Genomic DNA, 26,345 nt, shown 5'->3' with positions numbered 1-26,345 from the left:
GGTAGCCAACGGCAAATAGCTTAAGGGCCGAAATGTGCAAATCCGGCGATGCGCTACATGCTATTGGTACTCGTGTTGTTGAGGAGAAGAAATGAACATCCATGAATTTCAGGCGAAGTCGTTGTTCGCGCAGTTCGGCGTGCCCGTGCCCCGCGGGAAGGAGGTCAAGACGCCGTTACAGGCCGAGAAATGGGCGAAGGAGCTGAACACGCCGGTCTATGTCGTCAAGGCACAGATCCATGCCGGCGGCCGCGGCAAAGCGGGCGGCGTGAAGATCACCAAGAGCCAGGCCGAGGTGCCGGGGTTGGCCACAGAGCTGATCGGTAAGACGCTTATCACGCACCAGACAGGGCCGAAGGGCCGCAAGGTCCGCCGCCTGCTAATCGAAGAAGGCGCCGGTATTGCCAAGGAACTCTATCTCAGTCTGCTCGTGGACCGCGACACAGGCTGGGCGACCTTCATCGCCAGCACCGAGGGCGGCATGGAAATCGAGGAAGTCGCCGCCAAAACGCCAGAGAAGATCATTAAGGAGCCGATCGATCCGGCTGTTGGCTTCCAGGGCTACAACGGCCGCAACGTCGCTTTCGCGCTGGGACTCAACGCGATCGAGCCCGCCGTCATCAACCCCTTCGTGCAGATGTTGAGCAATCTCTACAAGCTGTTCATGGAAAAGAATGCAGCGTTGGTCGAGATCAATCCGCTCGTCATCACCACGGACAAGAAGCTCATCGCGCTCGACGGCAAGGTCGGTTTCGACGACAACGGCCTTTTCAAGCACGCGGACGTGCAGGCCATGCGCGATCTGAACGAAGAGGAGCCGCTGGAGATCGAGGCCTCGGCCAACAACCTCAACTACGTGAAGCTGGACGGCAACATCGGCTGCATGGTCAACGGCGCGGGTCTCGCCATGGCGACGATGGACGTTATCAAGCTTGCGGGCAGCGAGCCGGCTAATTTCCTCGACGTCGGCGGGGGCGCCACGAAGGAAACCGTCGCGGCCGGCTTCCGCATCTTGCTCAAGGACAAGAACGTGAAGGGTATCTTCATCAACATCTTCGGTGGGATTGTCCGCTGCGAGCGCATTGCCCACGGCGTGATCGAAGCCGCCAAGGAGGTGAAGATCACTGTCCCGCTGGTCGTGCGGCTGCAGGGCACCAACGCTGAGGAGGGCCGCAAGCTCTTAAAGGAGTCGGGTCTCAAGCTGGATGTGGCAGATGACCTCTGGCAAGCGGCACTGAAAATCGTGGGCATGACCGGGCGGAAGCGGTCGAAACCCTCGGCTTCAGTAGGAGCACACTCATGAGCATCCTGGTTAATAAGAATACACGGGTTGTCGTGCAGGGGATCACCGGCAAGGAGGGGTCGTTCCATGCCACCCAGTGTAAGGCCTACGGCACGCAGGTCGTGGCGGGCGTCACGCCGGGGAAGGCTGGGCAGGAGGTCGAGGGCATTCCGGTGTTCAACACTGTCCGCGAGGCGGTGAAGAAAACCCAGTGCGACACGTCGCTGATTTTCGTGCCCCCGCCGTTTGCCGGTGATGCGATCCTCGAGGCGGCGGATGCGGGCGTCAAGCTCGTCATCTGCATCACTGAGGGCATTCCGGTCAACGACATGGTGCGGGTGAAGCGGGCCATCCGGAACCGTCCGGTTCGCCTGATTGGTCCGAACTGTCCCGGCGTTATCACGGTAGACGAGGCCAAGATCGGCATCATGCCGGGCTTCATCCATAAGAAGGGCGTTGTTGGCGTGGTCTCCCGCAGCGGGACCCTCACCTACGAGGCCGTGCACCAGCTCTCGACACTGGGCTTGGGCGAAACCACCTGCGTCGGCATCGGCGGCGATCCAGTCAACGGCACCAGCTTCGTAGACGTGCTGCCGCTCTTTGAGCAGGATCCGGAGACCAAAGCCATTGTCATGATTGGCGAGATCGGCGGCGACGCCGAGGAGAAGGCCGCAGAATTTATCACGAAGAACATCCGCAAGCCGGTGGTGAGCTTCATTGCGGGCATTACGGCGCCTCCGGGCCGCCGCATGGGCCATGCGGGCGCGATCATCTCTGGCGGCAAGGGCACGGCATCCGAAAAGATGAAGGTTCTCGAAGCGGCCGGTGTACGTGTGTGTCAGAATCCTGCCGAAATCGGTGCGACCGTCAAGGCAGCGCTCGGACGTTGAACAACCCCTAGGCGGCCTGCAATCGCTCGTGTCAGCTTTTCATGCCGACAGAGAGCTGGGATGAGGATGCCCGCGCGACACGGTTTTGGCCCTCCCGCTGGGGCATGCGTGTCAAGGAACGACTACTCCAGGCTAGCCAGGGTGCCGAGGATGTGGTAGCCCCCATCCACGTAGAGCACTTCGCCGGTGATGCCGCGGCCAAGATCACTCAAAAGAAACAGCGCCGTGTCGCCGCATTCCGACTGCTCCGTCGCGCGGCGCAGAGGGGCGAATTCGCGGTGATGGTCTACCATCTTGCTGATGCCCGACACCCCACGCGCGGCCAGCGTGCGGATTGGACCAGCCGAGATAGCGTTAACACGGACGTTTTTAGGACCGAGGTTATGTGCCAGGTAGCGCACGCTCGCTTCCAGTGCGGCCTTGGCCACGCCCATCACGTTGTAGTGTGGCACGACGCGCTCGGCTCCGAGGTAGGTGAGGGTGACGATGGAGCCCCCGGCGCTCATCAGCGGCAGCGCCGCCTTGGTGACAGCGATCAGCGAATAGGCGCTGATGTCCAGCGCCGTAGCAAAACCCTTGCGGGTCGTGTTAAGGAATTCGCCCGTGAGTTCTTCACGCGGCGCGAAGGCGACCGAGTGAACCAGAAAGTCCAGCCCGCCGAAATCCTTCTGAGCCTGCTGCATGAGCGCGTCGATCTGGGCGTCGTTGCCAACATCGCAGGGGAAGCATTTGGAGCCCGGTACAGTGCTGGCCAACTCCTCTACGTTTTCTTTCAGCCGCTCGCTCTGGTAATTGAAAAACAGTTGGGCACCCTCCCGGGCGGCTGCTTCCGCGATGGCCCAAGCGATGCTGTGCTTATTGGCGACGCCAATAATTAATCCCTTTTTGCCTTTCATCAGCATGGGACCGCTCTCCTTTACGGACGCTGAAAAAAAAGCCTCCAGCTTTGTCCTTGCATCGCTCAAAGGCTCAACATACCGAAAAAATGTACGCCGCGCCTGTTTGCTTGCTGGGGCCTTGCCGGACAGCCTTTTTGAGCATCCGGCGGTTCTTCAAAGTGGTGCAGCGGAGGCAAAGATACCACAAACGAGGTTTTCGCTGCACCCGTTCGGGGCGAGGTCAGACCGAGATCCCGAAGAGGTGCTTAGCGGCGAGGCCGATGACATAGGTCACGCCCACGGCCAGGGCAATGATGCCAAGGTTCATGGTGATGCGCCGGCCGACGTCCATGCCGGAGAGAAAGGCGAGGATGAAGGTCAGAATGGCGGCCACAAAACCGGCGGTGACGACCGAGGCCAGCGCGGTAGTCGCGCCAAAGAGCACCGGCAGCACCGGGACCAGCGCCCCCACGAGATAGGCTCCGCCCACGAAAAAGGCAGAGGCCAGTGGTGTCTCCTCCATGTCGAGCGACTCAGAAGTCTCGCCAAGAAACTGCTTCTTATTGAAGTCGGTGGTTTTGACCTCCTGCTCGGAGTTGAGGGCCGCGTAGGCACCGGCGCCCATGGAGATGGCGCCGGCGATCGCCGTGGTCGAGGCGGCGATAAGGACCGTCAGTGCGTCGCCGAACACCCCAAAGAAGCCGCTCACTGCGCCAAGAATTTCCACCAATCCGTCGTTGAGGCCGAGAAAAATATTGCGGATCTTCTCAGGGTTGATCTTGCGGGCGGTCAGTTGCGTGACCAACACATCGTCGTGTTTGAACTTGTCTATGAGGATGTCCTTGAGCGCATGGCCGAGCGGCTGATCCTTATAAACCTGCCAGAGCGAGAGGTATTTTCGCACGCCATGGACTTCGATCGCCTCTAATATCAGATGGACGGCGGTGGAGCCAAAGAGGTGGCAGATCAGGATGCACAGCCGGAGTTTGAACCGGCGTCCGATATCGAGGGTCGCGCGCGGGGCGTCAAAAAACTTCTGCCAGAAGGCTAGGTGCTGGGTTTCGACGACGATCAGCTCATCGAGCACCCGTCTGGACTGCAAGTCGGGCGAAATTGCCCGCAGGGTTTTGTAGAGTGAGAGATCAAACAGCTCGTCAAGGATCAGGGCGCGAGCCAGCGCGGGATCGTAGGTGACAGTCGCCATATCAGGTTTTTTTAGAACGAAGCGTTGCGGCGGATTATAGCACAAACGTAGAATGCTCCTCGCCATGATCGGACGGAGAGGGATGATGAACAGAGCGAGACGGGTGGCAGTACTGCGGGTGTAGGCGCTGACGGCTGCGTGAAGATGAACGGCCACACCGATGTGTTGTATGACGAAACGCATGAGGTCAAAAAACCTCGCCGCGCTTCTACGGGACGCCACCGCTCTCCCGCGGTGCGCAAGAGCGGGCCTGGACGATGGGCTAGTAACGCGCTCAAGTTCACGATGGCGGGGCGTCCTATGAGCATGACGGATACAGTGAAGGAGGTTTTGGGGTCCAGGACGACTGCGAGCTACTCCACAAAGGACAATTCTGATGTCTGAGGCCACGAGCTGTTCCATGCCATGCTCGACCGGTTCTACGACGAGCGGTGAGGCGGTCTGTCCAGGTATAATGAAGCCACTGTGAGTGTGATCAGACCGACAGTCTGTGCTGTTGCGCTGTGCCTGCTCGTGCCGGAGCTCTCCGTCTTTTCAGAGGAACTGATTCTCTCCGAAGCGCAGGTGGCCGCGCGCGCCCGGAGCGAATGGGAAAGCGGATTTGTCAGTGGGGCGTTGGAGGCGCTCGATCAGTGGTTGCAGGACCATCCCACGTCAGTGCGAATGCACAAACTGCGCGGCGATATTTTTTCTACCTCCCGCCGTCCGATCGACGCAGTGCAGGCCTACGAGGTGGTGCTTGCTAAAACATCCGGCGCGCTTGACGTCCGCTGGGCCAAATGGAGTGTGCTGGTCCGCTCGGGCCATCCTGACGAGGCCATCGAGGAGCTGAGGCGGATCGCGCAGGCCGATCCCGGGAATCCGCTTGTCCATCTGAAACTGGCGCAGGAGCTTCGCAAGCTCGACCGCCTTGAGGAATCGCTGGAGCCGTATCGAAAATCTGTGGAGCTTGCGCCGAACCTGCTCAGCTGGCGGCTGGGCATGGCCCGGGCGCGGTTCGACCTGCTTGACTATCAAGGCGCTGATGAAGAAGTGCAGTACGTGCTGCAGCGACTGCCGCCCGGCTCACCGCTGGAATTGCCTGCCAGAAACCTGCGCACAGTCATCTACGGTAGTCAGGACCGGGGCCGTCGGTTCGAGCCGTACCAGCCCTCGTCAGTGTCGCCGGAGCAGCGGAAAGAATGGGCGTTGATCCGCGCGGACGCCTGGCGGCTCTTCGCTGCGGGCAAGTTCGCGGAGGCCGAGCCGGTGTACCGCAAGATAGTAGCGTTAAATCCGCGTGATCCCACGGCCACGCACCAATTGGGCCTGGTCCTCATGCAACTCGGCCGCTGCAAGGACGCCGTCGCGGTCTTTGGTAACCTGTTCAACCTCGACCCGAGCGAGGAGGACTATGCCGATACGGTCTTTCGCATGGGGCAGTGCTTCGTGGAACTGCAGAAATGGGAGGATGCCTTTGTCCACTTTCAGGTGCTCTACGACACGGCCGTCGAGTTTGAGGCGCACTACAAGGGCGTGACGCTGCCGGCTGGCATGCGCATACTGGACAAGGCGAAGCTGTCGAAGTGGCTCGACGAAGTCCGTCCGCATGTGCCGCACGCCGACAAATTGAAGGACGAGCTAGCGGTGAACCCTCCGCCGTCCGACGGTGCCTCTCACGCGACGCTCACGGAGGAGGAATTCTACCGGCAGGCGCTCGAACGGCTGAAGCCGCAAAAGATACTTGATGCCAAGGTCTCGCTCATGGGGCGGGATGCGGACTTCAGCTGGTTCCGGTTTGTGATTCCTGCTGGGAAAGTCATGCGTGACGACTTTCCGACCGGTGAGCACGATTTCATCCCGATCGATCCTGGGGACAGTTTCCCCTCGGCGCAGAAGGAGATTTATCTGGTCTTCGGGCTGGTCTCGGCGTCCTACGATGCCGTGTCGCTCGCGGCGCAATGCGTGCTGGAGAGCTCCGAAGCGGCAGGCGAACAGCGTACGCTCGCGCAGGACCGGGTGTCCATGTCCATGAGCGACCAGTACGGCTATTTTATGCTGACGCCGCCCAAAACAGGCTGGGTGCCAGGGTCCTACCGCTGCGGATTGTTTGAGGGGGAAAAGGCGACGGCCTATTCACTGGTGGATGAGGTCCGATTCCGCATCCTGCCGCCGTCATAGGGGTCGCCTGTCACCGGCGCGACGTCCAGCAGATCATCCAGCTCGAAGAACTCTTTCCGCCGGGTGCGTGGCGCCAGCCCGCTGGCGCCGAATTCCCATTCGCTCAAGCCGTGCGTTAGGCCGGGTGCAATTGATACAATTTGTCGGGCACGTGGTTGCCGTGGCGATTGAGCACCGCCACCACGCGTGTTTTGCGGATCACTCGGCCCAGCGGCATGAGCGCCTCGTCCAGCAGCACGTTCAGACCCATGGCGTCAGTGCCACGGAGGGATTTGATCAGCGCATCCAACGAATTTTGCGACACCAGGTGCGCGCCCATCGTCCTGACAAGAAGAGCAAGAAGAGTACTGCCGGGGGTCTGAGTAAGCGAAATCTTTCCTCGTTAGAATATTACGAGTCCGACTCGTGATGACTGTTAGGAGAACAGGCGGATAACGGGAGTTGCGAGCAGTATGAGGCAGGCAGAGGAAGGGCGGGCAATCTTTTTTTCTGAGGCGTGGTGCCGAGCCTTACACCCTGGTTCGATCACTGACTGGTGACGAGCACCCCGCCCCTCTTGCGATGGTGTCATTCGCTGGTCAGGGGAGCAGGGACGGCACACCGTTGGTCACCAGCCGAAACGGTTCCGCTTTTCTTCCCTCAGGCCTTGGCATCGACAAATCTCGCCGCGTAGAAGTACAGCGGTCTCTCGACGATCCAGACGATTACGGTGGCGACCGCCACCGCGTTGCTTAGAGAGTCCCCCGCCCACTGAAGGAGGAACGCTACCGCGAGAACTTGCAGGACCGTCCGCAGTCCCAGTAGGGGCAGGCTGACGAGATACCACCACAGGAGCTTTCGCATCATTGATTCCTCTCTAGATGTTAGGTCGCTGGCCCAGATAGTCATGCACGCACCGGCTGTGGGGTGATCATCCCGTGACTGGGGGGCGATACCCCCGTGAGCGGTGCGGGCGCGGCGTTGTGTAGTGATGGCGCCCGCGTTCGCTCAACACCGGTCCCTCCTGTAACGTATAGAAACGCTCCCTCTCGAGATAGTTATAGCGGAACTTGCAACTGAGCTGCCGCTATTTGGAAACCGGATGGATCTTGCGTGCGCGTTCAGAGAGCACGGGGCCTGCCAGCCAGAGCCGGCTTTTATTTCTTTCCGAAAATAAAAAGGCCCGCTGAGGGGTAAGCCCGCGGGCCCTTGAACTTTCTTGAAACTATTTTTTTATGTTCCCATTTCCCACGAAGCCAAGTATTTGTCTTGTTCTTTTGTCAGCTTGTCGATCTTCATCCCCATCCCAGCCAGCTTCAACCTTGCAATCTCCTTATCAATCGCCACTGGCACCGGGTATACCTTTTTCTCCAGCTTCTTGTAGTTCTTATAAATGTACTCAGCTGCCAGCGCCTGATTTGCGAAGCTCATATCCATCACCGACGACGGATGGCCCTCCGCCAGCGCCAAGTTCACCAAACGTCCTTCACCCAGCAGGCTCACGCGCCGGCCGTTGTGTAGTTTGTATTCTTCGACCCCCGGCCGCACCATGCGCTTCGTCTTCGCCAGCTTCTCCAGGGCCGGAATATCGATCTCTACGTTGAAGTGGCCCGAGTTACTCACAATGGCCCCATCCTTCATCGCTGCGAAATGGGCGCCACGGATGACTTTGAGATTGCCGGTGACGGTGATGAAGAAATCGCCGACCACCACCGCATCTTCCATTGGCATCACGCGGAAGCCATCCATAACGGCCTCGATCGCCTTCACCGGATCAATCTCGGTGACAATGACATCCGCTCCGAGCCCCTTCGCCCGCATGGCCACCCCACGCCCGCACCAGCCGTAGCCCGCGACCACGACAGTTGTGCCGCAGACGAGGCGGTTGGTGCCACGAATGATCCCATCCAGCGTGGACTGGCCGGTGCCGTAGCGGTTGTCGAAGAGGTGCTTGGTGTCCGCGTCGTTGACGGAGATCACCGGGAACTTCAGGACTTTCTTCGCTGCCATGCTCCGCAGCCGAATGACGCCGGTTGTTGTTTCTTCCGTGCCGCCCAGCACATGCTTGAGCAGGGCTTTGTGCGAGGAGTGCAGGGCTGAGACGACGTCTGCGCCGTCGTCCATCGTTACCTGCGGCTTGTGCTCAATGGCCGCTTCGATGTGCTCGTAGTAGGTGCGGTTGTCCTCGCCCTTGATGGCGAAGGTCTGAATCCCCTCATGCTGCACGAGCGAGGCGGCCACGTCGTCCTGTGTGGACAGAGGATTGCTCGCGCAGAGCCGAACTATTGCACCCCCAGCCTTCAGGGTTTTTGCAAGATTGGCCGTCTCGGTTGTCACGTGCAGGCAAGCGGTGATGCGCACGCCCTTGAGGGGCTGCTGCTTGGCGAACCGCTGCTTGATCAGCCGGAGCACGGGCATGCTCTGTTCGGCCCATTCGATCTTGAGTTTGCCCTGGTCGGCCAGAGTGAGGTCCTTCACGTCGTGATCCACGGTGTCTCCTTTAAAGAAGGCGCAGGCTGGGGTGAAGGGGGACTTGCTCCCGTTCCTCTCCTGAGCCTTGCGTAACTGATGTTCTGTTTTTAACTTGACCTTCGCCTGCGTGCTTAGATCCCAGCTTCTTTTGCAAGCACCCGGGCCTTGTCAGTCTTCTCCCAGGTGAAGCCTGGCTCGTTGCGGCCAAAGTGCCCGTAGGCCGCGGTGGCTCGGTAGATGGGCCGGCGCAGCTTGAGGTGCTCGATGATGCCGCGCGGGGTCATCGGGAAGTGCTTGCGCACGAGCTTATCGATCAGCTCGATCTCCACGTTCTCCGTGTCCTTCGTGTTGACCAGGATGGAGACAGGGTCGGCCACACCGATGGCATAGGCAAGCTGGATTTCGCACTTTTCCGCGAGGCCTGCTGCCACGATGTTCTTGGCGATGTAGCGCGCCATGTAGGAGGCCGAGCGGTCCACCTTGCTGGGGTCCTTGCCCGAGAACGCCCCGCCGCCGTGGCTGCCCACGCCACCGTAGGTGTCCACAATGATCTTGCGGCCGGTGAGGCCGGTGTCGCCCATTGGCCCGCCGACAACAAAGCGACCGGTCGGATTGATGTGATGCTTGACGCTCTCCTGCGCGTAGAGCCCTTTGGGCATGACCGGCTTAATGACTTTCTCGATGATGTCCTTTTCGATCTGCTTGTTCGTGACACTGTCCATGTGCTGGGTGGAGACGACAACGGTGTCCACGCGCGCGGGCGCTCCATCACGATATTCAATGGTAACCTGTGACTTGCCGTCCGGCAGAACCCAGGGAAGGATTTTCTTCTTCCGCACTTCGGCCAGCCGGCGCGTCAGTTTATGCGCCAGCACGATGGGCATGGGCATGAGCTCAGGCGTCTCGTTGGAGGCGTAGCCGAACATAAGACCCTGGTCGCCCGCGCCGCCCGAGTCCACGCCCTGGGCAATATCCGACGACTGGTTGTGAATGGAAGTCAGGATCGAGCAGGTGTGGTAGTCAAAGCCCCACTTCGCGTCCGTGTAGCCCACGTCCTTGATGACGCTGCGGACGAGATCGGGAATTTCGACGTAGGCCTTGGTGGAAATTTCGCCGGCCACGAATGCGATACCGGTAGTCAGGACGGTTTCACAGGCCACCCGGCTCATTTTGTCCTGCGCCAACATGGCGTCCAGGATGCCGTCAGAAATCTGATCGGCGATCTTGTCCGGATGTCCTTCGGTAACTGATTCGGACGTGAACAAAAAGTTTCTCTGGGTCATTTCCAAGTACTCCTTGCTGCGTGTCTCTTGTCTGGTGGTGCGTGCTTTGTGGCAGAAGGGCGTCGGGGCCAACTGCAAGCAACGTGCGCGGAACTATCTCACTCAAGTGCTTGATTTGTCAAGCATAAACAAGCTTTTTTCGATGGCGGCCAGAAGGATTGACAGTCTTTCAAGGCGGCGTGTAGGATGCGATGGTATTTCCATGGGCTTTCAATAGGTTGGACGTATTTTGAACCTACTGTGGGCGTGTCTGCTGGTCTCAAAACCAGGGATGTCGAACCTCAAGCAGTAAGGGTGCTTGCTGAATGAGCAGTAACACCGAAGCGTTAAACGGACAGTCGGCTCCCAAGCCGGCATCCGGACCTGACTGGAGCGAGGTCAAGGCCGAGCTGATCGAGTTTTTCGCCTCGATCAAGCTGGCTATGTTCCTGTTCCTAATCATTGCGGTAGCCGCGACGATCGGCACCGTGATCCAGCAGAATGAGCGTGCCGACGTCTACATTAAGGAATACGGCGAGGAGGCCTACCGTTGGTTCGTGCGGCTGGGCTGGACGGACATCTATCACACCTGGTACTTCACCAGCCTGCTCGCGCTGCTCTGCATCAACTCGCTGACCTGCTTCTATCAGCGGTTCCCCAGTATCTGGCGGTCCATGCACCAGGACAAAGTAAGTGTGCAGTTGCCGTTTATCAAGAATCTCAAGAACACAATGGAAGTATCCGCGGGCGGCACAAAGGAACACGTAGCGAAGGATCTCGTGCAACACCTCGCCCAGAAGGGCTACATGGTGCTGGCCAAGAACGAGCCGCACGAAGTAACGCTCTACGCGACCAAAGGCATCATGGGCCGCGTGGGCGCGCATATGGCGCATCTGAGCGCGACGGTGATCGTGCTGGGCGGGCTGATCGGGAGCCTGTATGGGTTTCAGGAGTTTGGCGTGTGCCTTGAAGGCCAGACCTATCACATCCCCAAGGGCAGCTTTGATTTACGCATCGATAAATTTTGGATTGATTACCATGAAAACGGCTCGGTGAAATCCTACAACAGCACGCTGACCGTGCTGGAGCAGGGCCAGGATAAGGCGCACAAGACCATCACGGTCAACGATCCGCTGGTGTACAAGGGCATCTGGTTCTATCAGTCCAGCTATGGGGACGCTTGGGACCAGGTGGACGTAGCGCGCGTGCAGGTGAAGGACAAGAATACGGGCAAGGTGCTCCAGGCGGTGGATTTGAAGTGGAAGCAGGCGGCGACGCTGGACACGCTGGGCGTGACGCTGACGCTCTCTGATTTCGTGGCGGACTTCGGCTTCAATTCGGCGGAAAAGAAAGTCTTCTCCAAGACGGCGGACCACGAGAATCCAGCGATTAAGCTGGATCTGGCCGAACGGACGAAGACGAGCAACTTGGAAGCGACGCCTTGGATTTTCTATCATTACCCGGACTTGTTCGACATTCCGGGCTCAAAGTACCGGTTCGAACTGGTCGGCTACCAGCCGCGGAAGTTCACGGGGCTGCAGATTACCCGGGATCCTGGCGTGAACATCGTCTGGATTGGCTCGACGATGATCGTGGTGGGGATCACGCTCTCGTCGTTCATCTATCACCGACGGCTGTGGTTCAAGGTGATTCCGGACAAGACTAGCAGTCAGGGTGTGACCGTACACATGGGCGGCACGACGCACAAGAACCAGATTGATTTCAATAAAGAATTTCGGAGATTGACGGAGAGGATCAAAACGTTAACCGCCTGAGGCTTTTGGGCGGAACGGTTTTCCTGTAGCCTATAGCCTGAATCGTGGAGGACTTATGTTACGGTCGCTATTTCTTTTTGATATGACCTTCTGGCTCTACCTGGCGGCTTTTACGCTCTACGTCGCCTACGTGTTCGTGCGGAAGCCAGTCATGCAACTGGCGACCGCGGGCGGCCCGGATGGCATGACGACCGAGTCCGACAGCGGCTGGGCCGTGCAGATCGGGCAGGTAGCTACCATCATCACGGTGTTCGGCTGGATGGTAAATACGGCGGCGCTCTTAGCGCGGGCCTATGAGCGCATGAAACACTCCGGAACCTTTGCGCCCTGGTCGAATCAATTCGAAGCAATGGCCTATGTGTCCTGGGCAATCATCCTCGGCTACGTGCTGCTGGAGTTCCGCTACCGCATCCGGACGATCGGTGCCTTTGTGGTCGGGATCGGCTTCATCGCGATGGGTGCGGCCTCACTGCTGCCCTATCGCTACCAAACGGCGGACCCGCTGGTGCCGGCGCTCAACAGCTACTGGATCTACATCCACGTGTCAGTGACCCTGACGAGCTATGCGGCTTTCGCGATGGCCGGGGGGCTGGGCGTCATGTACCTCATGCGCGAGCGGGCCGAACGCAAGGGAACGGGGTCGCGGCTGCTGAGCGTGCTGCCCGATCTGGAGACGATCGACGAACTGGGCTACAAGGCGATCATGATCGGCTTTCCGCTGCTGGCCTTCGGGATCATCCTCGGCGCTATGTGGGCCAACTATGCGTGGGGCGGCTACTGGAGCTGGGACCCGAAAGAAACCTGGTCGCTGATCGTATGGCTGATCTACGGGGCCTACATCCACGCGCGAATGACCCGCGGGTGGGAGGGGCGGCGCGCGGCGATCTACGCCGTGTTCGGCTTCCTGATGGTGATCTTCTGCTTCTGGGGCGTGAATTTCCTCCTGTCGGGGTTGCATGCATATGCCTAATCCCGACAGGCTGGTTGAGGTTCGGACTAAGTGCGCCCCTTTTCCGTTAGCCTCAACCTTGATTTGACAAATGGCTGACAATCTTATCGCCACACACTCGCCCCAGAAGTCGGAAGTGCCTGCAAAGGGCAACCGGCTGGTCGTTACGTTGAGCGCAATCGGCGTGTTCGCGGCGGTGCTCGGTCTCGTCTGGATGCAGAGTTCCAAGTACGAGCCGCTGGCGGTGGGGAAGCAGGCGCCGGATTTTGCGCTCGTCGATCTGAACGACAAATCCGTTAAACTGTCCGATCTGCGTGGCAAGGTCGTCTTTCTAAATTTCTGGGCCACCTGGTGCAAGCCCTGCAAAGAGGAAATGCCCTCCATGCAGGTGCTGTACAAGAGTTTCGAGAAGGACGGGTTGGTGGTGCTGGCCGTGAGCATCGACCGCGTGACGACGACGAAGGATATTCCGCCCTTCCTTAAGAGCATGAACCTGACCTTTCCGGTGCTGGTGGATTCCTGGGGTAGGACGGACATGCCCTACAAGCGGACTGGCGTGCCGGAGACCTTCATTATTGACCGCGAGGGCGTGATCCGTGAGATCGTCATCGGCCCGCGCGACTGGACCCGGCTCGATAGTCTGACCGTACTCACCGGTCTCTTAGGCGTCACACCCAAAACGGTGAAAGTCCCAGCCTCCACGTGAGTTCATGTCATGCCACATTGCGCATCTCTTGTGAAGCGTGAAGCGGCCGCATTCGGAAACGAGATCCGCCCGTCTTGCCTGGTGGCTCGTCGAGGCGATGGCTTCACGTGGTATGCGTCACTGACCCTAGCGCTGTTGTTGTTGGCCGGCTGCGACAATGCGCCGAAGCCCGAGGTAGTTCCGGAGGCAGCAGCCACTCCACAGTCAGCACAGGCGGAGCCGGCACCGGTGCCGCGCTTCAAGCGCGGCGTGCTGAAAGTCGGCGACGTCGCGCCGAATTTTGAGTTGTACGACCTTGCCGGCAATGTTGTGACGCTGGCTGAATACCGCGGCTCCATCGTGTTTTTGAATTTTTGGGCTACTTGGTGTGGCCCCTGCCGCGTGGAAATGCCGGCGATGGAGGCGCTCTACCGTGAATTCGACCGGAAGGATTTCGAAATCCTGGCGGTCTCTACCGATCAGCAGGGCGTGGCGGTGACACGGCCGTTTCAAAATCAGTTGGGCCTGACCTTCCCGATCCTGCACGACACGGATTACCGTGTGGGGCTGGCTTACGGGGCGCGCAGCCTGCCGATGACCTTTGTGATCGACCGGCGCGGTGCGATCATGCACCGCATCTTCGGCGCCCGGGATTGGGAGAGTCCGGAAGCCAAGCAAATGATCAAAACCGCGTTGATCGCACGGTAGGGGCAGAATGCGCATGTCGTACCTCGTGAAGCGTGACGCAGCCGCATCCGGAAGCGAGATGTGCCCGTCTCGCCTGGTAGCTCGCCTAGGGAGACACTTCACGAGATCCGCTTGACGGAGCCAGGCATGAATTCACTCAGCCAGATTTCGCTCTTTGCCGCCTTCAGCGCGGGACTGCTGTCCTTCGTGTCGCCCTGCGTGCTGCCGCTGGTGCCCTCGTACATCTCCTATATCAGCGGGCTCTCGATCGAGCAGTTGTCGAGCGCAGAGGAGCGCAGCCGACACAAGCGCGAAATCATTGTCAACGCGCTCCTGTTTATCGCCGGCTTTTCGATCGTCTTCATCTCCTTCGGCGCCTCGGCCAGCCTGATTGGCCAGTGGCTGATCACCTATCAGGATTTCGTGCGCAAGCTGGGCGGTGTCCTGATCATCATCTTCGGTTTCTATCTGCTAGGCGTGCTTAATCTGAAGTTTCTCGCCTCGGAAAAACGGTTCCATTTCAAGAGTCGGCCGGCTGGCTATGCCGGCTCGGTGCTGGTGGGCGTAGCTTTCGCCGCCGGCTGGACGCCCTGCGTGGGGCCGGTGCTGGGAACGATTCTGCTCTATGCCAGCACGACAGACTCATTGCTCAATGGCGTGGCGCTGCTGGCGTCCTATTCGATGGGCCTCGCCCTGCCGCTCTTCGCGACGGCGCTGGGCGTGGATCGGTTCCTGGCCGCCTTCAAGCATGTGCGGGCTTACCTGTGGGGCGTGTCGGCGGTCTGCGGCGTGCTGCTGATTGTCGTCGGCTCGCTCATCTACCTCAACTCGCTCACCATCATCACGAGCTTTCTCGAGCAACACGGTATCGGCTGGTACGTGGGACAGTAGAGGCGTCGCACCGGACTGCCCCTGTGCGTACAGAAGGGGCAGGATCAGAACGTGCTTGCCTCGGAAAACGCCCTTGTCTTGGCACGCGTGGGGTGAGCGGGCGAGAAACAGCGCGCACCACGGATCATCCAGGGCGGCCGTGCAAGAAGTTCTGCGCTCTGGGTGAGCACAGAGAAAGGTCCGCCCGCAGCCCCCAATGTTAACGTAGCGAGGAGGGGCTCATGCCGACAGGAGCCGGGCCTGAGGTAGCCTCCGGTTGCCGGAAGACGCTCACGGCCGGGGCATTAGTGATGAAGCTCGCGATGGGGGAGGCGAGTGTCAGCGGCTCGCCGGGCTTGGTGTTGACCTGGGCCATCATTTTCCGACTCGCCTCCGCCAATTTGCTGCTGGGAAAGCGGGCCTCAAAAGCGACGAGCGCGCTCCGTGCCCAGTCGCCCAGGCCCAGTTCGTAATAGGAGCTGGCCAGGTAGTAGAGGGCTTCCTCGGTCACGTCGTGGTCCGGAAAGTCCCTGAGGATGGCTTCGAACCGGTGCGTCGCAGCCAGGTAGGCTTCCCGCCGGTGGTAGAACTTGCCGACGAATAGCGCGGTCTGCGCCTGCGTGTTGTGGCAGGCGCGGATTTTTTCCTGTGCGTCCGCTTCCCACCGGCTGCCCGGAAAGTCCCGCAGCAGCCGTTCGAAGGCGGCCAGTGCTTGCGCAACAGGGCTACCGTCCCGGTCATGAGTCTTGATCATCTTGAAGTGGCTTTCGCCTAGCCGGTACTGCGCGTAAGGCGCGAGCTGGTGGACCTTATGCAGGTCCAGAAAGTGTTGGTATTCGATGACGGCTTCCGCGTACTCCTCCTTGTCGAAGAAGGACTCGGCCCGTTTGATGATGACGTTGGGATCGTAGTTCTTTTCGACCGTGTCGCCAATGAAAATCTGCTCGTCGGTCGCACTGCCGACGGCGGCCTGATCGCCCGGAGCCGGCTTTGGTTTGCTGGAGCAGCCGGCAGCCGAGACCAGCGCTAGGGTGGCGCAGAGCGCCACGGCAAGCCGAGGTGAAGTTAGTAACTGCGCAGACAACGTCATGGACGTGACCCTAACAAATCGTTCCAGCAATAGCAAATTGCGAGGTGGATTTAACCTACAATTAACCGTGCAGACCGTGCAACGCCATTGACGCTCCCTCAAAGGGCCCCTATAATTTGCCGCGTCGCGCGCGATGGTTCGCGGAGTGCGTGTCTGGTATCGGGAGGAGACGTGCGGGGGAGCAGAATCATCGGGACCGGATCCTATCTGCCTAGCCGCATTGTCGGCAATGAGGAGGTCAGCCGGTCGTTGGCGCTTGATGCCGCTGCGATCGAGCGGCGCACGGGGATCAAGGCCCGGCGGCGGGCAGCCGATGAGGACGCCGCCTCCGATCTAGCTGAACGAGCGGCTCGTACGGCCTGCGAGGCGGCGGGCGTGTCTCCGGATTCTCTCGATGCCATTCTTGTTTCGACGACGTCCCCCGACATGACATTTCCATCAACGGCCTGTCTCATCCAGGCCCGGCTCCAGGCCCGGCGCGCGGCGGCCTTCGACGTGGCGGCCTCCTGCTCGGGCTTTCTCTACGGTCTCTCCATGGCAAATGCGCTGATCGCAAGCGGACAGGCCCGGCGCTGTCTTGTAGCGGCGGCCGAGATCAAATCGCGGTTTATCGACCCGACGGATGAAGCCACAGCCATATTGTTCGGCGATGGGGCTGGCGCGGCGGTAGTCGAGGGCTGCGAGATGGCGGGGCCAGCGGCGCCCGGCATTCTCGGCGTGCGGCTGCACGCGGATGGCAGCCGCTACAGCATGATCGGCATGGCGGCGGGCGGCTCGCGGAATCCGGCCAGCGCGAAGACGGTGCAGGCGCGCGAGCATGCGATCCGTATCCAGGGTGTGCCGCTCTATCGCGTGGCCGTAAAGCGGCTGGCGGAGGCGGTGACGGGCACGCTCAAGGAATTCGGCGTCGGGGTGCGCGATCTGGGCCGGGTCGTCTTTCATCAGGCTAACGGGCGGCTGCTGGCCACGGTGCTGGAGCGCTTGCAGATTCCGCCGGAGAAGATGTACGCGGTGCTGGACCGGTTCGGCAATGCCTCGTCGGCGTCGCTCCCCATCGCGCTGGACTATGCGGTGCGGGAAGGACACGTCTCGCGAGGCGATCTGGTGCTGCTGGGCACCTTCGGCGGCGGATTGACCTGGGGGACGGCGCTAGTGAGATGGGGGTGAGCGTCGCTCGCATCTCGTATTTCGTGAAGCGCGGGCCCGAAACGAGATGCTTGCGTCATGCCTGGCGACTCGCCAAGTCGGGCGCGTCACGAAGCCAAGGAAGGGAACGAATGAGGGAAGAGGAGCCAAGAGTATGTTCAGTCTGATTCCACGGGAAGAGGCCTTTTTCGAGATGTTCAAGCAGGCAGCGCGCAATGCCATCGAGGGCAGCCGGCTGCTCAAGGACATGATGGAGCGCTATGAAAATCCGCTGGAGCAGGCGAAGCGTATCAAGGACGTGGAGCACATCGGTGACGGTATCACATACGACATCGCCCGTAAGCTAAACCAGACTTTCATCACGCCGATCGACCGCGAGGATATCCATGCGCTGGCCGGCGGGCTGGACGACATCCTGGATCTGGCCGAGGCGATTGCTGACCGATTCGTCGTGTTCAAGGTGACGAAACCGACGCCGACGGCAGCGAAGCTCGCCAACATTCTCTATCAGGCGACCGTTGCGGTGGGCGCAGGCGTAGACATGCTGGGCAAACCGCATGCCGATATGAACGACTGCAACGTGCGGGTAAATAGCCTCGAGAACGAGGCGGACCGGCTCTCGCGCGACGCCATCTCGGGCCTCTTCGAAAACGAGAAGGATCCAATCGCCGTCATCAAGTGGAAGGAAATCTACGAGGCTTTTGAGGACGGTGCGGACCGCTGTGAAGACGTGGCCAACATCCTGGAGCGCATCGCATTAAAACACCACTAGGAAATTCTGAAACGTATCTGATGATGCGTCCGACTCGGCGAGCCGCCAGGCAAGCCGAGCGCAGCGCGTTTTCGGATGCGGACGCGTCATGCGGCACGCGCCACACCGTACGGGTTCCGCATGCCTGAGCTTTCCGGCCTGCTCCTGCTCGTCGTCGTGCTCGCGCTGCTGTTCGATTTTTCGAACGGCTGGCACGACAGCGCCAACGCCATCGCCACTGTAGTTTCGACTCGCGTACTGAGTCCCGTGACTGCCGTGTTGTTGGCCGGGGTGCTCAACGTCGCAGGGGCGTTTATGTCCACGTCGGTGGCAAAGATGATCGGCACTGGGATTGTGGAGCCGTCCTCCGTCACGCAGGCCGTTGTTGCCGCCGCGCTGGGCGGCGCGATCCTCTGGAACCTCTGCACTCTCTTATTGGGTCTGCCAACCAGTTCGTCGCATGCGCTGATCGGCGGGCTGGTTGGCGCCTCCGTCCTGCACGGCGGCTGGGCGACCGTGAAATTCTCCGGGCTCCGCTCCGTGCTGGAGGCAATGGTGCTGTCACCGTTTTGTGGATTTCTGGTTGGTTTTCTGCTGATGGTCGGCGTGACGTGGTTGTTTTTTCGCACGCAGCGCAACATAGGGACGCGTCTGTTCGCGCGACTGCAACTGCTCTCAGCTAGCTTCATGGCCTTCAGCCACGGCGCTAACGATGCGCAGAAGGCCATGGGCATCATCACGCTGGCGCTGCTCTCGGCCGGACAGATTCAGACGGCGGAGGTCCCGGGCTGGGTGGTGCTGGCCTGCGCGCTGGCGATGGGACTCGGCACGGCGTCGGGCGGCTGGAGGATCGTCCGCACGCTGGGCATGCGGATCGCTAAGCTGGAGCCGGTGCACGGCTTCGCGGCAGAAACCGGCGCGTCGGCTGTCCTGTTGGCCACAGCGCACATCGGCCTGCCGGTCAGTACGACGCATACGATCACGTCCTCCGTTATGGGCGTGGGCGCGGTGAAGCGACTCTCGGCCGTGCGGTGGGGCGTGACGGGCCGGATTCTGTACGCCTGGCTCTTTACGCTGCCCGGGGCGGCGCTGATGGCAAGCCTGCTCTACGTCGGTATTTCCAAATTCAGTTGAGCGGACGCAGGCGCGCCCGCGGCGACCGGCAGGCGGAAGACGAAACGGCTACCCGCGGGCGGGTTGCCTTCTACCCAGACCTGCCCCCCGTGCCCTTCAATGATATGCTTCACGATCGAGAGGCCGAGGCCGGTGCCGCCTAGCTCGCGGGAGCGGGCCTTGTCCACCCGGTAAAACCGCTCGAAGACGCGCGGGCGGTCTGTCTCGGGAATGCCGAGGCCGGTGTCGGTCACGCTCACCTCGATCCAGCCCTCGTCTACGCGGCGGCCATCGATCCGAATCGTGCCGCGGTCCGGTGTGTATTTAATCGCATTATCGAGCAGGTTGATCATCACCTGCACCAGTCGGCCTTCGTCCCCCGTGGCTGGCGGCAGGTCGGCAGGCAGCACCATCGTAACCGTGTGCCCCTTGCGCTCCACCTGGGGTTTGAGCGAGGCCAGCGTCCGCTCCGCGATGACGCGGAGCGAGACCGGTTCCTGTTTGAACTGCACGCGGCCGGATTCGATCTGCGAGAGCTGCAGCAGATCCTCCAGAATCAGATTCAGCCGGTCGCTCTGTTTGAGAATGATGTGAAGAAATCGTGCGGCCTCTTCGGGATTGTCCTTGGCGCCGTCGAGCAGTGCTTCGACATAGCCTTTAATGGACGTGAGCGGCGTGCGCAGTTCGTGCGAGACGTTAGCGACGAAGTCCTTGCGGATGCTTTCAAGCCGCCGCAGAGCGGCGAAATCCTGGTCCACGCGGTCCGCCATCTGGTTGAGCGTGGCGGCCAACTGGCCCACCTCGTCGCGGGAGGCGGTCTGGATGCGCTGGCCAAAGGTGCCCTGCGCGAGCTGTCTGGCGACCCCGGCAATTTCCAGCAGCGGATGCGTCAGGCTGCGGGCGATGAGGACGCCGACCAGCACGGCGATGACAAAGGCTGCGCCGAAAGCGATCGCGAGGGCCCGCTGGAAATCGGCAACCCGGCTTTCCAGGGCCGTCAGCGGCAGGGCAAGCCGGACGATCATGGGCGATCCGTCGCGCTCGATCTTCATGGCCATGTAGAAGAGCCGCTGTCCGGTGGTCTCGCTGGTACGAATGTGCATACCGTGACCAGCGGCAAAGGCCTCCGCGACTTCCGGCCGCGCGCGGTGATTTTCGATGCCGGCCACGGCGTCGTCCGCCATGCTGCTATCGGCCAGCACGCGGCCCGTGTCGTCGATGACCGTCACACGCGCGCTCGCGTGATGGCCGAGGTCCTTCGCCATGGCCTGTAACCGGGCGGGAGGCGTCTTCAAATCGTTCAAGAATGGTCGGAGTGAGAGGGCCGCGAGGCCGGTGCGCGCGGTCAACGCCTCCCTGGCGCGCACCAGTTCCATTTGTTCGATCGAGCGGAAGGCCAGCAGGCCCGCCACGGCCATGCCCACGGTGAGGGCGAGGAGAATGCCGAGGGCGACTTTCCAGCGGATGGAGAGCGTCATAACTGGTGCAACGATGAACGGTGTCCGCTAAAGTTAGAACGTTCGGAGTGCAGTTTCGTTCATCGCTCAGAGGTCCTCATTCATAGGTCCCGTAGCTTATAGCCCAGCGATTTGACCGAGGCGATCGCCTCGTCGAGCAGGGGAATCTTTTGCTTGAGTCGGCGCACATGGACGTCGATCGTTCGGGTGGTCCCGTAGTATTCGTAGCCCCAGACGGCGTTGAGCAAGACCTCGCGGGTTAGGACGCGGCCGGGGTGCTGGAGCAGATAATCAAGCAGGCCGAACTCCTTGGCCGTGAGCGTGATCTCGCGGCCCTTGTCGGTGACTTCGTGGCGCGCACGGTCGAGCACCAGCGAGCCGTAAGTGGAGCGGGTCGGCGCTTCGTCGTGCGCGCGGTCCACGCGGCGGAACAGGGCCTTGACGCGGGAGACGAGCGTTTTGGGGCTAAAGGGTTTAGTGACGTAATCATCGGCGCCCAGCTCGAGGCCTATGACCGTGTCCGATTCCTCCGCCTTGGCTGTCAGCATGAGGATGGGCAGGGCGGCGGTCTTCGGTTCGGCCCGCAACCTTTTGCAGACTTCCAGTCCGTCCATTTCGGGGAGCATCAAATCGAGCACAACCAGATCCGGGTGATCGGACAGGGCCGTGGCCAGGCCATCCTTGCCATTGGCTGCGGTCAGAGTGCGGTAGCCTTCTTTTTCGAGGTAGAGTTTGACGAGTTGAAGAATATCCCGCTCGTCTTCGACGATGAGGATTTTTTTGGTGGAGGCGGATGCCATCCTGAGGGCAGACTATCGGTCTGGCTGAAAAGTGTCAAGGAACGAGTTGAAATACGCATCAATTCGATTGACGAAATGGTCCCCGCTGCCGTAAGGTAGCCGCCAGTTTTTGCGCGTCTTGCTTCACGAGATACGCCCGTCTCACCCCGTGCTTCACTGAGATGGACGCAGCACGAGCCTATGAAGATTTACCTTGCGAGTCCCAGAGGGTTCTGCGCCGGTGTAGACCGGGCGATCGACATCGTCGAGTTGTCGCTCAAGGCCTACGGGGCGCCGATCTATGTGCGGCACGAAATCGTGCACAGCCGCCATGTGGTCAACAGCCTGCGTCAGAAGGGTGCGGTGTTCGTAGAGGAGCTGAGCGAGGTGCCGGATGGCGCCATCGTGATTTTCAGCGCGCACGGGGTGGCCAAGGAAGTTTGGGCGGAAGCCAATCGTCGCGGACTGAAAGTGATCGACGCGACCTGCCCGCTGGTGATTAAGGTGCACAATGAAGTGAACCGGGACTACAGCCAGGGCTATGAATTGATTCTAATTGGCCACGCGGGCCACCCGGAAGTGATTGGGACACTGGGGCAGATTCCGGACAAGTTTCACTTGGTTTCGTCGGTGGCCGACGTTGACAAATTGCAGGTCAGCAATGCGACACAGCTGTCCTATGTGACGCAAACCACGCTCAGCGTGGACGAGTGTCGGGACATCGTCAGCGCGCTGCATCGCCGGTTTGCCCACATCAAGGGGCCGCACCAGGAAGACATTTGCTATGCGACACAGAATCGCCAGAACGCCGTGAAGGAGCTGACTAAGCGGGTGGACGTGATTCTTGTCATCGGTTCGCCCAACAGTTCTAACTCCAACCGGCTGCGCGAGCTGGCGGAGAATTACGGCATTCCGTCGTACCTGATCGATGCCTCCTCCGACATCAATCCGGACTGGATTAAGCATGCCAAGGCAGTCGGGATTTCTGCCGGGGCGTCGGCGCCGGAAGTGCTGGTGACCGAGGTGGTGAATTATCTGAAGAGCCATGGTGCCAACGAGTTTGAGGAACTCACAGTGATCGAAGAGGACGTTGAGTTTTCGCTTCCCAAGGAACTGGTTTCGATTCAACCGCTCGCTAAGTCCTAGCTGGGCCCCTACTACATCTGGTAGGTCGTCCACAGGTTCCCCACAGTATCCTGTATTTTCTCTTTGCTTTTGCCCGCAAGCCATGCTACAACGCGTCAAATTTTTGTGCTCCGCGCCATCGCTGCGAACATCAGACGAGGAGTGCATGTATCTCAAGACCTTGGAGCTGACCGGGTTTAAATCCTTCGCGGAAGCCAGGATCAATTTCCCCACTGGCGTCACCGCCATTGTGGGCCCCAACGGCACCGGTAAAAGCAATATCGTCGACGCAATCCTCTGGGTACTGGGGGAGCAGAGTCCAAAATCCGCCCTGCGCTGCGAGAAGATGGAGGACGTCATCTTCAACGGTACCGAAACGCGCAAGCCGCTCGGTATGGCGGAAGTAGCGTTGGTGATGAGCGGTCTCACGGAGCCTCAGCCGGGCGAGTCGCCGCTACTACCAGCCGAATTCGGCAACTACCACGAAATCATGGTCGCGCGTCGCCTCTATCGCAACGGCGATAGTGAATATCTCATCAATAAAGTCCCCTGCCGTCTGAAAGACGTCCGCAGCTTGCTGATGGACACGATCGCGGGCACAAAAGGGCACACGGTCATCGAGCAGGGGCGGATCGAGGAGATTCTCAACGCCTCGCCGTTGCAGCGTCGCGAACTGATCGAGGAGACGGCCGGCATCGTTCGGTACAAAAAGCAAAAGGCTGAGGCGCTCCGCAAGATGGAGTCGACCACGCAGAATCTCAGCCGCGTGAAGGACATTGTCGCGGAGGTGAGGCAGCGGCTCAACGCGCTGGATCGCCAGGCGAGGCAGGCCAAGCAGTATCAGGTATTGCAGGACGAGGCGAGGACGCTGGAGATCCGTTTGCTGGTTCACGAACATCGCGGGCTCACGGAACGGAACCAAGCCGTCGAATCCGAGCTCGCCGTACTGGCTGAACGGGAGTCCGCCCAGGCAGCCGAGCAGGGCCGCTTCGTGATGCAACTCGAAGAAGTCCGCGTTCGCCTAACGCACGGCGACGATGCGCTCATGCGCCGTCGGGAGGATGTCGGTCGAATTGAACAGCAGCAGGCCCAGGCCCTGCGCACGGTTGAAGTCGAACGGAGCCGTGCCGAGCTGTTCGAGCAACAGCGGGAACAGGCAAAGGAGCAAATTGCCCGGTTGGATGCCGAACGGGAACGGGCGGCGGCGAATTTGGTGGACTGCCGTGAGCGGCTCACGCGAGCCGAGGCCGAATTATCGGCAGGCACTGAGAAACTGGCCGAGCAGGAACGGCTGGCGCAGGCGGCGTCCGAGCGTCGTGCCGCCACGCTCGATCAGGCAGAGCAGTCGCGCCGCAGCTTGCTGTCGCTTGCTCTGCCCGAAGGCGATCTGTCGGGCGCGTCGCTCGCGCCCAAGGCTCTGTCGGGCGAGGCCAAGGCCCGGATCGAAAATTGTTTTGCGCAACGGCAGCAGGCAGAGCAGCGTGTCGTCAAGTTAAAGCAGGAGCGGGACGCAGCCGAACAGCGCCTGCGCCAGCTCGACGGGCAGATGCGAGAGGCTGAGCAGCAGCGGCACAAACAGCAGGAGCAACTAGCCTCCGTCGAATCGCGGACGCAGGCGCTGTCGAGCGTCGTGCGCGAGGAGATGGGCTATGGCCGTGAGGGCGATGCCAGCGTGGCCTCGCTGCGCAAGTCCTGCGCCGGTGTGAAGGATGCCGTGGCCGAATGGCTGGAGGTGCCTGCGCGATTCGAGCGCGCCATGGAGGCGGCGCTGGGCGAACGGTTACGCGCGTGGATGGTGGAGCGGCCCGCTGATGCGCGGCAGGCCATCGCGTTCTTGAAACAGCAAGGGCTTGGACGCGGAACGTTTGTGCCGGTCAATCCCCGCTGGTCGATGAGTGGTCGGGCGCAGGCCTGGTGGGATGGCCTCAAGGGGCAGGTGGGCGTGCTGGGGCTGGCCGCTGAGCTCGTCAAGGCGACGACTCATTCGCAGGACATCTGCGCCACTCTGTTCGATGGCGTTGTGGTGGTGGAATCCTTGGAGCGCGCCGTGGCCTTGTGGGAAGCCGGTAACTGGACGGCGCCGGACGGCCCCACCTTTGTGACGCTTGACGGGGACGTGCTGGATGCGGCCGGCGTGATGACCGGCGGCACCACCGGCGGGCTGTTGCAGCGCCGCCGCGAAATTCAGGAACTGGAGCAGCAGCAGGCCAAGTTGGTGCACGCCAGGGAGCAGCAGGCTGCCTCGATTGCTCAATTAACGTCTGAGCGGGAAGTGCTCATTGTCCAGCGGCAACAGTTGGAAGTGCAAATCGGCGAAGCCGAGCAGGCCCGCATGGCATCGCTCGTGAAAGAACGCGAGGCGCGGGAGGCGAGCCTTGCCGAACTGGACAACATCTTAAAGACAATGGAAGGTGAGTATCTGGCTGTGCAGCGAATGCTGACGGAAGCGCGTGTGGCGGCAGAGGGCGTGCGGGTCCGTTGTGAGCATGTCCGGACCGATATGGCGAGGCTGCAACAGGCGCAGCAGGATGGCCAGGCGCGCCGGCAATCGCTCCAGGACCAGCTGGCGTCGCTGGGCACGTCTATCACGGTTAGTCACTCCGAGCGCGCGACGCACGAGGCCTTGTTCCAAGAATTGAACATGCATGTGGCGGCCTTGAGGCAGGACCTGGTCAAGGCGCAGGAGACGCACGCGCTGGACCAGCAGGTGGCGCGGCAGATTGAACAGCAGCTTGATGTCGCGCGACAGGCGCTGACAGCCAGCCGCGAAGCCCGCGTGGGCGTCGAGGTCCGCCGCGCGGAAATCCGCACACAGTTGGCGACGGTTGAGGGGACATTGACCGGCACCTATCAGGTGTCTGTTGAGGATGCACAGGGACGCGAGCCGGAGCAGGCTGCGGCACCGACGAACGACGAGAAGGCGGCGGCCATGGCTTCGCTCCGCGAGGAGTTACAGAAGATCCGGACACGATTGGAACGAATGGGACCGATCAATCTGGCCTCGATTGAGGAGCACCGCGAGCTAGAGGAACGGTACAAATTTCTCACGACGCAGGAAGCTGATCTGTCACAGTCCGTGCAGTCGCTGAAGGAAATCATTGTGAAGATCAACCGCACCACGAAACAGATGTTCGACGACACGTTCAATCAGTTGCAGACCAAGTTCGGGGAAGTGTTCGGGCGCCTGTTCCCGGGCGGCCGGGCTGAACTGGTGATGGTCGAGCCGGAACTCGATCCCGAAACAGGTAAACCGAAGGACGAGGAACAGGGGGTGGACATCGCCGCGCAGCCGCCGGGTAAGCGGCTCAAGGGGCTCACAATGCTCTCGGGCGGCGAGAAGACACTGACCGCCATGGCGCTGATCTTCGCCAGCTTCCTGATCCGGCCCACACCCTTCTGCATTCTGGACGAAATCGATGCGCCGCTGGACGAGGAAAATATCGGCCGGTTCACGACCGTGCTCCGCGAGCTAGCGGCCGATGCGCAGTTTCTCGTCATCACCCACAACAAGCGCACAATGGCGGTGGCCGATTCGCTGTTCGGGGTCACCATGGAAGAGCCGGGCGTATCCAAAACCATTTCGGTCAAGCTCGCCGACCTTCAGCCTGCGTAAACTGACCGAAACCCGAAACACTTCAACGGGTTGTGCCTGCTATTCCTTGACTGCCGGTAACGCCTTTGTTATAAACCTGCCCTGTAAGTAATAAATTCCTGGCGGGTGCCTGCGTTCCGGCTAAAGGCGGGCGCTGTTTCTGTCCATGGGTGCCCCGCGGCGTCAGGATTTCCAAGGG

General features: G+C 60.7%; 22 protein-coding genes. 13 read left to right on the top strand and 9 right to left on the bottom strand.

Translation table 11 applies throughout. From position 1 onward, the window contains the following. The first annotated feature begins 91 nt into the window (after positions 1 to 91). Both sucC and sucD read left to right on the top strand, forming a co-directional pair. Positions 92 to 1,303, top strand: coding sequence for an ADP-forming succinate--CoA ligase subunit beta (sucC, locus tag FJ248_01275; protein MBM4119518.1), 1,212 nt, complete (start codon positions 92 to 94; stop codon positions 1,301 to 1,303). Beyond that, complete coding sequence (gene sucD, locus FJ248_01270; GenBank protein ID MBM4119517.1) at positions 1,300 to 2,172, top strand: succinate--CoA ligase subunit alpha; 873 nt, start codon at positions 1,300 to 1,302, stop codon at positions 2,170 to 2,172. The genes sucC and sucD overlap by 4 nt, the downstream gene beginning before the upstream one ends. A gap of 122 nt (positions 2,173 to 2,294) precedes the next feature. Here sucD and FJ248_01265 read toward each other — a convergent pair whose 3' ends face one another. Next, entirely contained in the window at positions 2,295 to 3,074 is a 780-nt protein-coding gene (locus FJ248_01265) for an enoyl-ACP reductase (GenBank protein ID MBM4119516.1), read from the bottom strand. A gap of 217 nt (positions 3,075 to 3,291) precedes the next feature. Next, complete coding sequence (locus FJ248_01260) at positions 3,292 to 4,656, bottom strand: hypothetical protein (protein MBM4119515.1); 1,365 nt, start codon at positions 4,654 to 4,656, stop codon at positions 3,292 to 3,294. Positions 4,657 to 4,719: 63 nt separating this feature from the next. Between FJ248_01260 and FJ248_01255 the strand changes: the two genes are divergently transcribed. After that, the gene (locus FJ248_01255) at positions 4,720 to 6,414 is read left to right on the top strand and encodes a tetratricopeptide repeat protein (protein ID MBM4119514.1); all 1,695 of its coding nucleotides are present in this window, start codon (positions 4,720 to 4,722) and stop codon (positions 6,412 to 6,414) included. Between the two features lie 115 nt (positions 6,415 to 6,529). Here the strand turns inward: FJ248_01255 and FJ248_01250 are convergent, their stop codons facing one another. The 4 genes from FJ248_01250 to FJ248_01235 form a co-directional block, all read right to left on the bottom strand. Beyond that, a complete protein-coding gene (locus FJ248_01250; protein ID MBM4119513.1) occupies positions 6,530 to 6,718 on the bottom strand; it encodes a hypothetical protein in 189 nt (62 codons plus the stop codon). 335 nt (positions 6,719 to 7,053) lie between these two features. Next, positions 7,054 to 7,260 (bottom strand): hypothetical protein, encoded by a 207-nt coding sequence (locus FJ248_01245; GenBank protein ID MBM4119512.1) that lies wholly within the window; start codon positions 7,258 to 7,260, stop codon positions 7,054 to 7,056. Positions 7,261 to 7,626: 366 nt separating this feature from the next. Then, positions 7,627 to 8,883 carry an adenosylhomocysteinase gene (locus tag FJ248_01240; GenBank protein ID MBM4119511.1) on the bottom strand — a complete coding sequence of 419 codons (1,257 nt, stop codon included), beginning with the start codon at positions 8,881 to 8,883 and terminating at the stop codon, positions 7,627 to 7,629. A gap of 113 nt (positions 8,884 to 8,996) precedes the next feature. Beyond that, positions 8,997 to 10,148, bottom strand: a complete 1,152-nt coding sequence (locus tag FJ248_01235; protein MBM4119510.1) for a methionine adenosyltransferase — start codon at positions 10,146 to 10,148, stop codon at positions 8,997 to 8,999. A 305-nt stretch (positions 10,149 to 10,453) separates the two neighbouring features. Between FJ248_01235 and FJ248_01230 the strand changes: the two genes are divergently transcribed. From FJ248_01230 to FJ248_01210, 5 genes are all read left to right on the top strand, one after another. Next, entirely contained in the window at positions 10,454 to 11,902 is a 1,449-nt protein-coding gene (locus tag FJ248_01230; protein ID MBM4119509.1) for a cytochrome c biogenesis protein ResB, read from the top strand. Between the two features lie 55 nt (positions 11,903 to 11,957). Beyond that, positions 11,958 to 12,872: a c-type cytochrome biogenesis protein CcsB gene (ccsB, locus tag FJ248_01225; GenBank protein ID MBM4119508.1), complete on the top strand. Its 915-nt coding sequence runs from the start codon at positions 11,958 to 11,960 to the stop codon at positions 12,870 to 12,872. A gap of 70 nt (positions 12,873 to 12,942) precedes the next feature. Beyond that, positions 12,943 to 13,557 carry a TlpA family protein disulfide reductase gene (locus tag FJ248_01220; protein MBM4119507.1) on the top strand — a complete coding sequence of 205 codons (615 nt, stop codon included), beginning with the start codon at positions 12,943 to 12,945 and terminating at the stop codon, positions 13,555 to 13,557. 9 nt (positions 13,558 to 13,566) lie between these two features. Continuing rightward, complete coding sequence (locus tag FJ248_01215) at positions 13,567 to 14,244, top strand: TlpA family protein disulfide reductase (protein ID MBM4119506.1); 678 nt, start codon at positions 13,567 to 13,569, stop codon at positions 14,242 to 14,244. Between the two features lie 126 nt (positions 14,245 to 14,370). Then, entirely contained in the window at positions 14,371 to 15,114 is a 744-nt protein-coding gene (locus FJ248_01210; GenBank protein MBM4119505.1) for a cytochrome c biogenesis protein CcdA, read from the top strand. Between the two features lie 199 nt (positions 15,115 to 15,313). Here FJ248_01210 and bamD read toward each other — a convergent pair whose 3' ends face one another. Continuing rightward, the gene (gene bamD / locus FJ248_01205) at positions 15,314 to 16,183 is read right to left on the bottom strand and encodes an outer membrane protein assembly factor BamD (protein ID MBM4119504.1); all 870 of its coding nucleotides are present in this window, start codon (positions 16,181 to 16,183) and stop codon (positions 15,314 to 15,316) included. 171 nt (positions 16,184 to 16,354) lie between these two features. Here bamD and fabH point away from each other — a divergent pair, with 171 nt between their 5' ends. From fabH to FJ248_01190, 3 genes are all read left to right on the top strand, one after another. Continuing rightward, positions 16,355 to 17,350, top strand: coding sequence for a beta-ketoacyl-ACP synthase III (gene fabH, locus FJ248_01200; GenBank protein ID MBM4119503.1), 996 nt, complete (start codon positions 16,355 to 16,357; stop codon positions 17,348 to 17,350). Positions 17,351 to 17,483: 133 nt separating this feature from the next. Further along, on the top strand, positions 17,484 to 18,101 hold the full coding sequence (locus tag FJ248_01195; GenBank protein MBM4119502.1) for a DUF47 domain-containing protein: 618 nt from the start codon (positions 17,484 to 17,486) through the stop codon (positions 18,099 to 18,101). 120 nt (positions 18,102 to 18,221) lie between these two features. Further along, a complete protein-coding gene (locus FJ248_01190; GenBank protein ID MBM4119501.1) occupies positions 18,222 to 19,214 on the top strand; it encodes an inorganic phosphate transporter in 993 nt (330 codons plus the stop codon). Here the strand turns inward: FJ248_01190 and FJ248_01185 are convergent. Together FJ248_01185 and FJ248_01180 are read right to left on the bottom strand one after the other, a co-directional pair. Continuing rightward, positions 19,187 to 20,671, bottom strand: a complete 1,485-nt coding sequence (locus tag FJ248_01185) for a HAMP domain-containing protein (GenBank protein ID MBM4119500.1) — start codon at positions 20,669 to 20,671, stop codon at positions 19,187 to 19,189. The genes FJ248_01190 and FJ248_01185 overlap by 28 nt on opposite strands. A gap of 80 nt (positions 20,672 to 20,751) precedes the next feature. Then, the gene (locus tag FJ248_01180) at positions 20,752 to 21,450 is read right to left on the bottom strand and encodes a response regulator transcription factor (protein MBM4119499.1); all 699 of its coding nucleotides are present in this window, start codon (positions 21,448 to 21,450) and stop codon (positions 20,752 to 20,754) included. 180 nt (positions 21,451 to 21,630) lie between these two features. Between FJ248_01180 and ispH the strand changes: the two genes are divergently transcribed. Both ispH and FJ248_01170 read left to right on the top strand, forming a co-directional pair. Then, positions 21,631 to 22,575, top strand: coding sequence for a 4-hydroxy-3-methylbut-2-enyl diphosphate reductase (ispH, locus tag FJ248_01175; GenBank protein MBM4119498.1), 945 nt, complete (start codon positions 21,631 to 21,633; stop codon positions 22,573 to 22,575). A gap of 82 nt (positions 22,576 to 22,657) precedes the next feature. Beyond that, complete coding sequence (locus tag FJ248_01170; GenBank protein MBM4119497.1) at positions 22,658 to 26,167, top strand: hypothetical protein; 3,510 nt, start codon at positions 22,658 to 22,660, stop codon at positions 26,165 to 26,167. Positions 26,168 to 26,345: the final 178 nt, after the last annotated feature.

The organism is Nitrospira sp., assembly GCA_016873435.1.
Lineage (GTDB): Bacteria > Nitrospirota > Nitrospiria > Nitrospirales > Nitrospiraceae > VGXF01.
This window is presented reverse-complemented; position numbering and strand designations above follow the sequence as displayed.

Coding starts and splice junctions, on each gene's coding strand:
- sucC (MBM4119518.1), top strand. CDS start 92: ATGAACATCCATGAATTTCAGGCGAAGTCGTTGTTCGCGCAGTTCGGC.
- FJ248_01170 (MBM4119497.1), top strand. CDS start 22,658: ATGCTACAACGCGTCAAATTTTTGTGCTCCGCGCCATCGCTGCGAACA.
- sucD (MBM4119517.1), top strand. CDS start 1,300: ATGAGCATCCTGGTTAATAAGAATACACGGGTTGTCGTGCAGGGGATC.
- ispH (MBM4119498.1), top strand. CDS start 21,631: ATGAAGATTTACCTTGCGAGTCCCAGAGGGTTCTGCGCCGGTGTAGAC.
- FJ248_01215 (MBM4119506.1), top strand. CDS start 13,567: ATGCCACATTGCGCATCTCTTGTGAAGCGTGAAGCGGCCGCATTCGGA.
- FJ248_01220 (MBM4119507.1), top strand. CDS start 12,943: ATGGCTGACAATCTTATCGCCACACACTCGCCCCAGAAGTCGGAAGTG.
- FJ248_01265 (MBM4119516.1), bottom strand. CDS start 3,074: ATGCTGATGAAAGGCAAAAAGGGATTAATTATTGGCGTCGCCAATAAG.
- FJ248_01180 (MBM4119499.1), bottom strand. CDS start 21,450: ATGGCATCCGCCTCCACCAAAAAAATCCTCATCGTCGAAGACGAGCGG.
- FJ248_01230 (MBM4119509.1), top strand. CDS start 10,454: ATGAGCAGTAACACCGAAGCGTTAAACGGACAGTCGGCTCCCAAGCCG.
- ccsB (MBM4119508.1), top strand. CDS start 11,958: ATGTTACGGTCGCTATTTCTTTTTGATATGACCTTCTGGCTCTACCTG.
- FJ248_01260 (MBM4119515.1), bottom strand. CDS start 4,656: ATGGAACAGCTCGTGGCCTCAGACATCAGAATTGTCCTTTGTGGAGTA.
- FJ248_01245 (MBM4119512.1), bottom strand. CDS start 7,260: ATGATGCGAAAGCTCCTGTGGTGGTATCTCGTCAGCCTGCCCCTACTG.
- FJ248_01185 (MBM4119500.1), bottom strand. CDS start 20,671: ATGACGCTCTCCATCCGCTGGAAAGTCGCCCTCGGCATTCTCCTCGCC.
- FJ248_01195 (MBM4119502.1), top strand. CDS start 17,484: ATGTTCAGTCTGATTCCACGGGAAGAGGCCTTTTTCGAGATGTTCAAG.
- FJ248_01235 (MBM4119510.1), bottom strand. CDS start 10,148: ATGACCCAGAGAAACTTTTTGTTCACGTCCGAATCAGTTACCGAAGGA.
- FJ248_01190 (MBM4119501.1), top strand. CDS start 18,222: ATGCCTGAGCTTTCCGGCCTGCTCCTGCTCGTCGTCGTGCTCGCGCTG.
- bamD (MBM4119504.1), bottom strand. CDS start 16,183: ATGACGTTGTCTGCGCAGTTACTAACTTCACCTCGGCTTGCCGTGGCG.
- FJ248_01210 (MBM4119505.1), top strand. CDS start 14,371: ATGAATTCACTCAGCCAGATTTCGCTCTTTGCCGCCTTCAGCGCGGGA.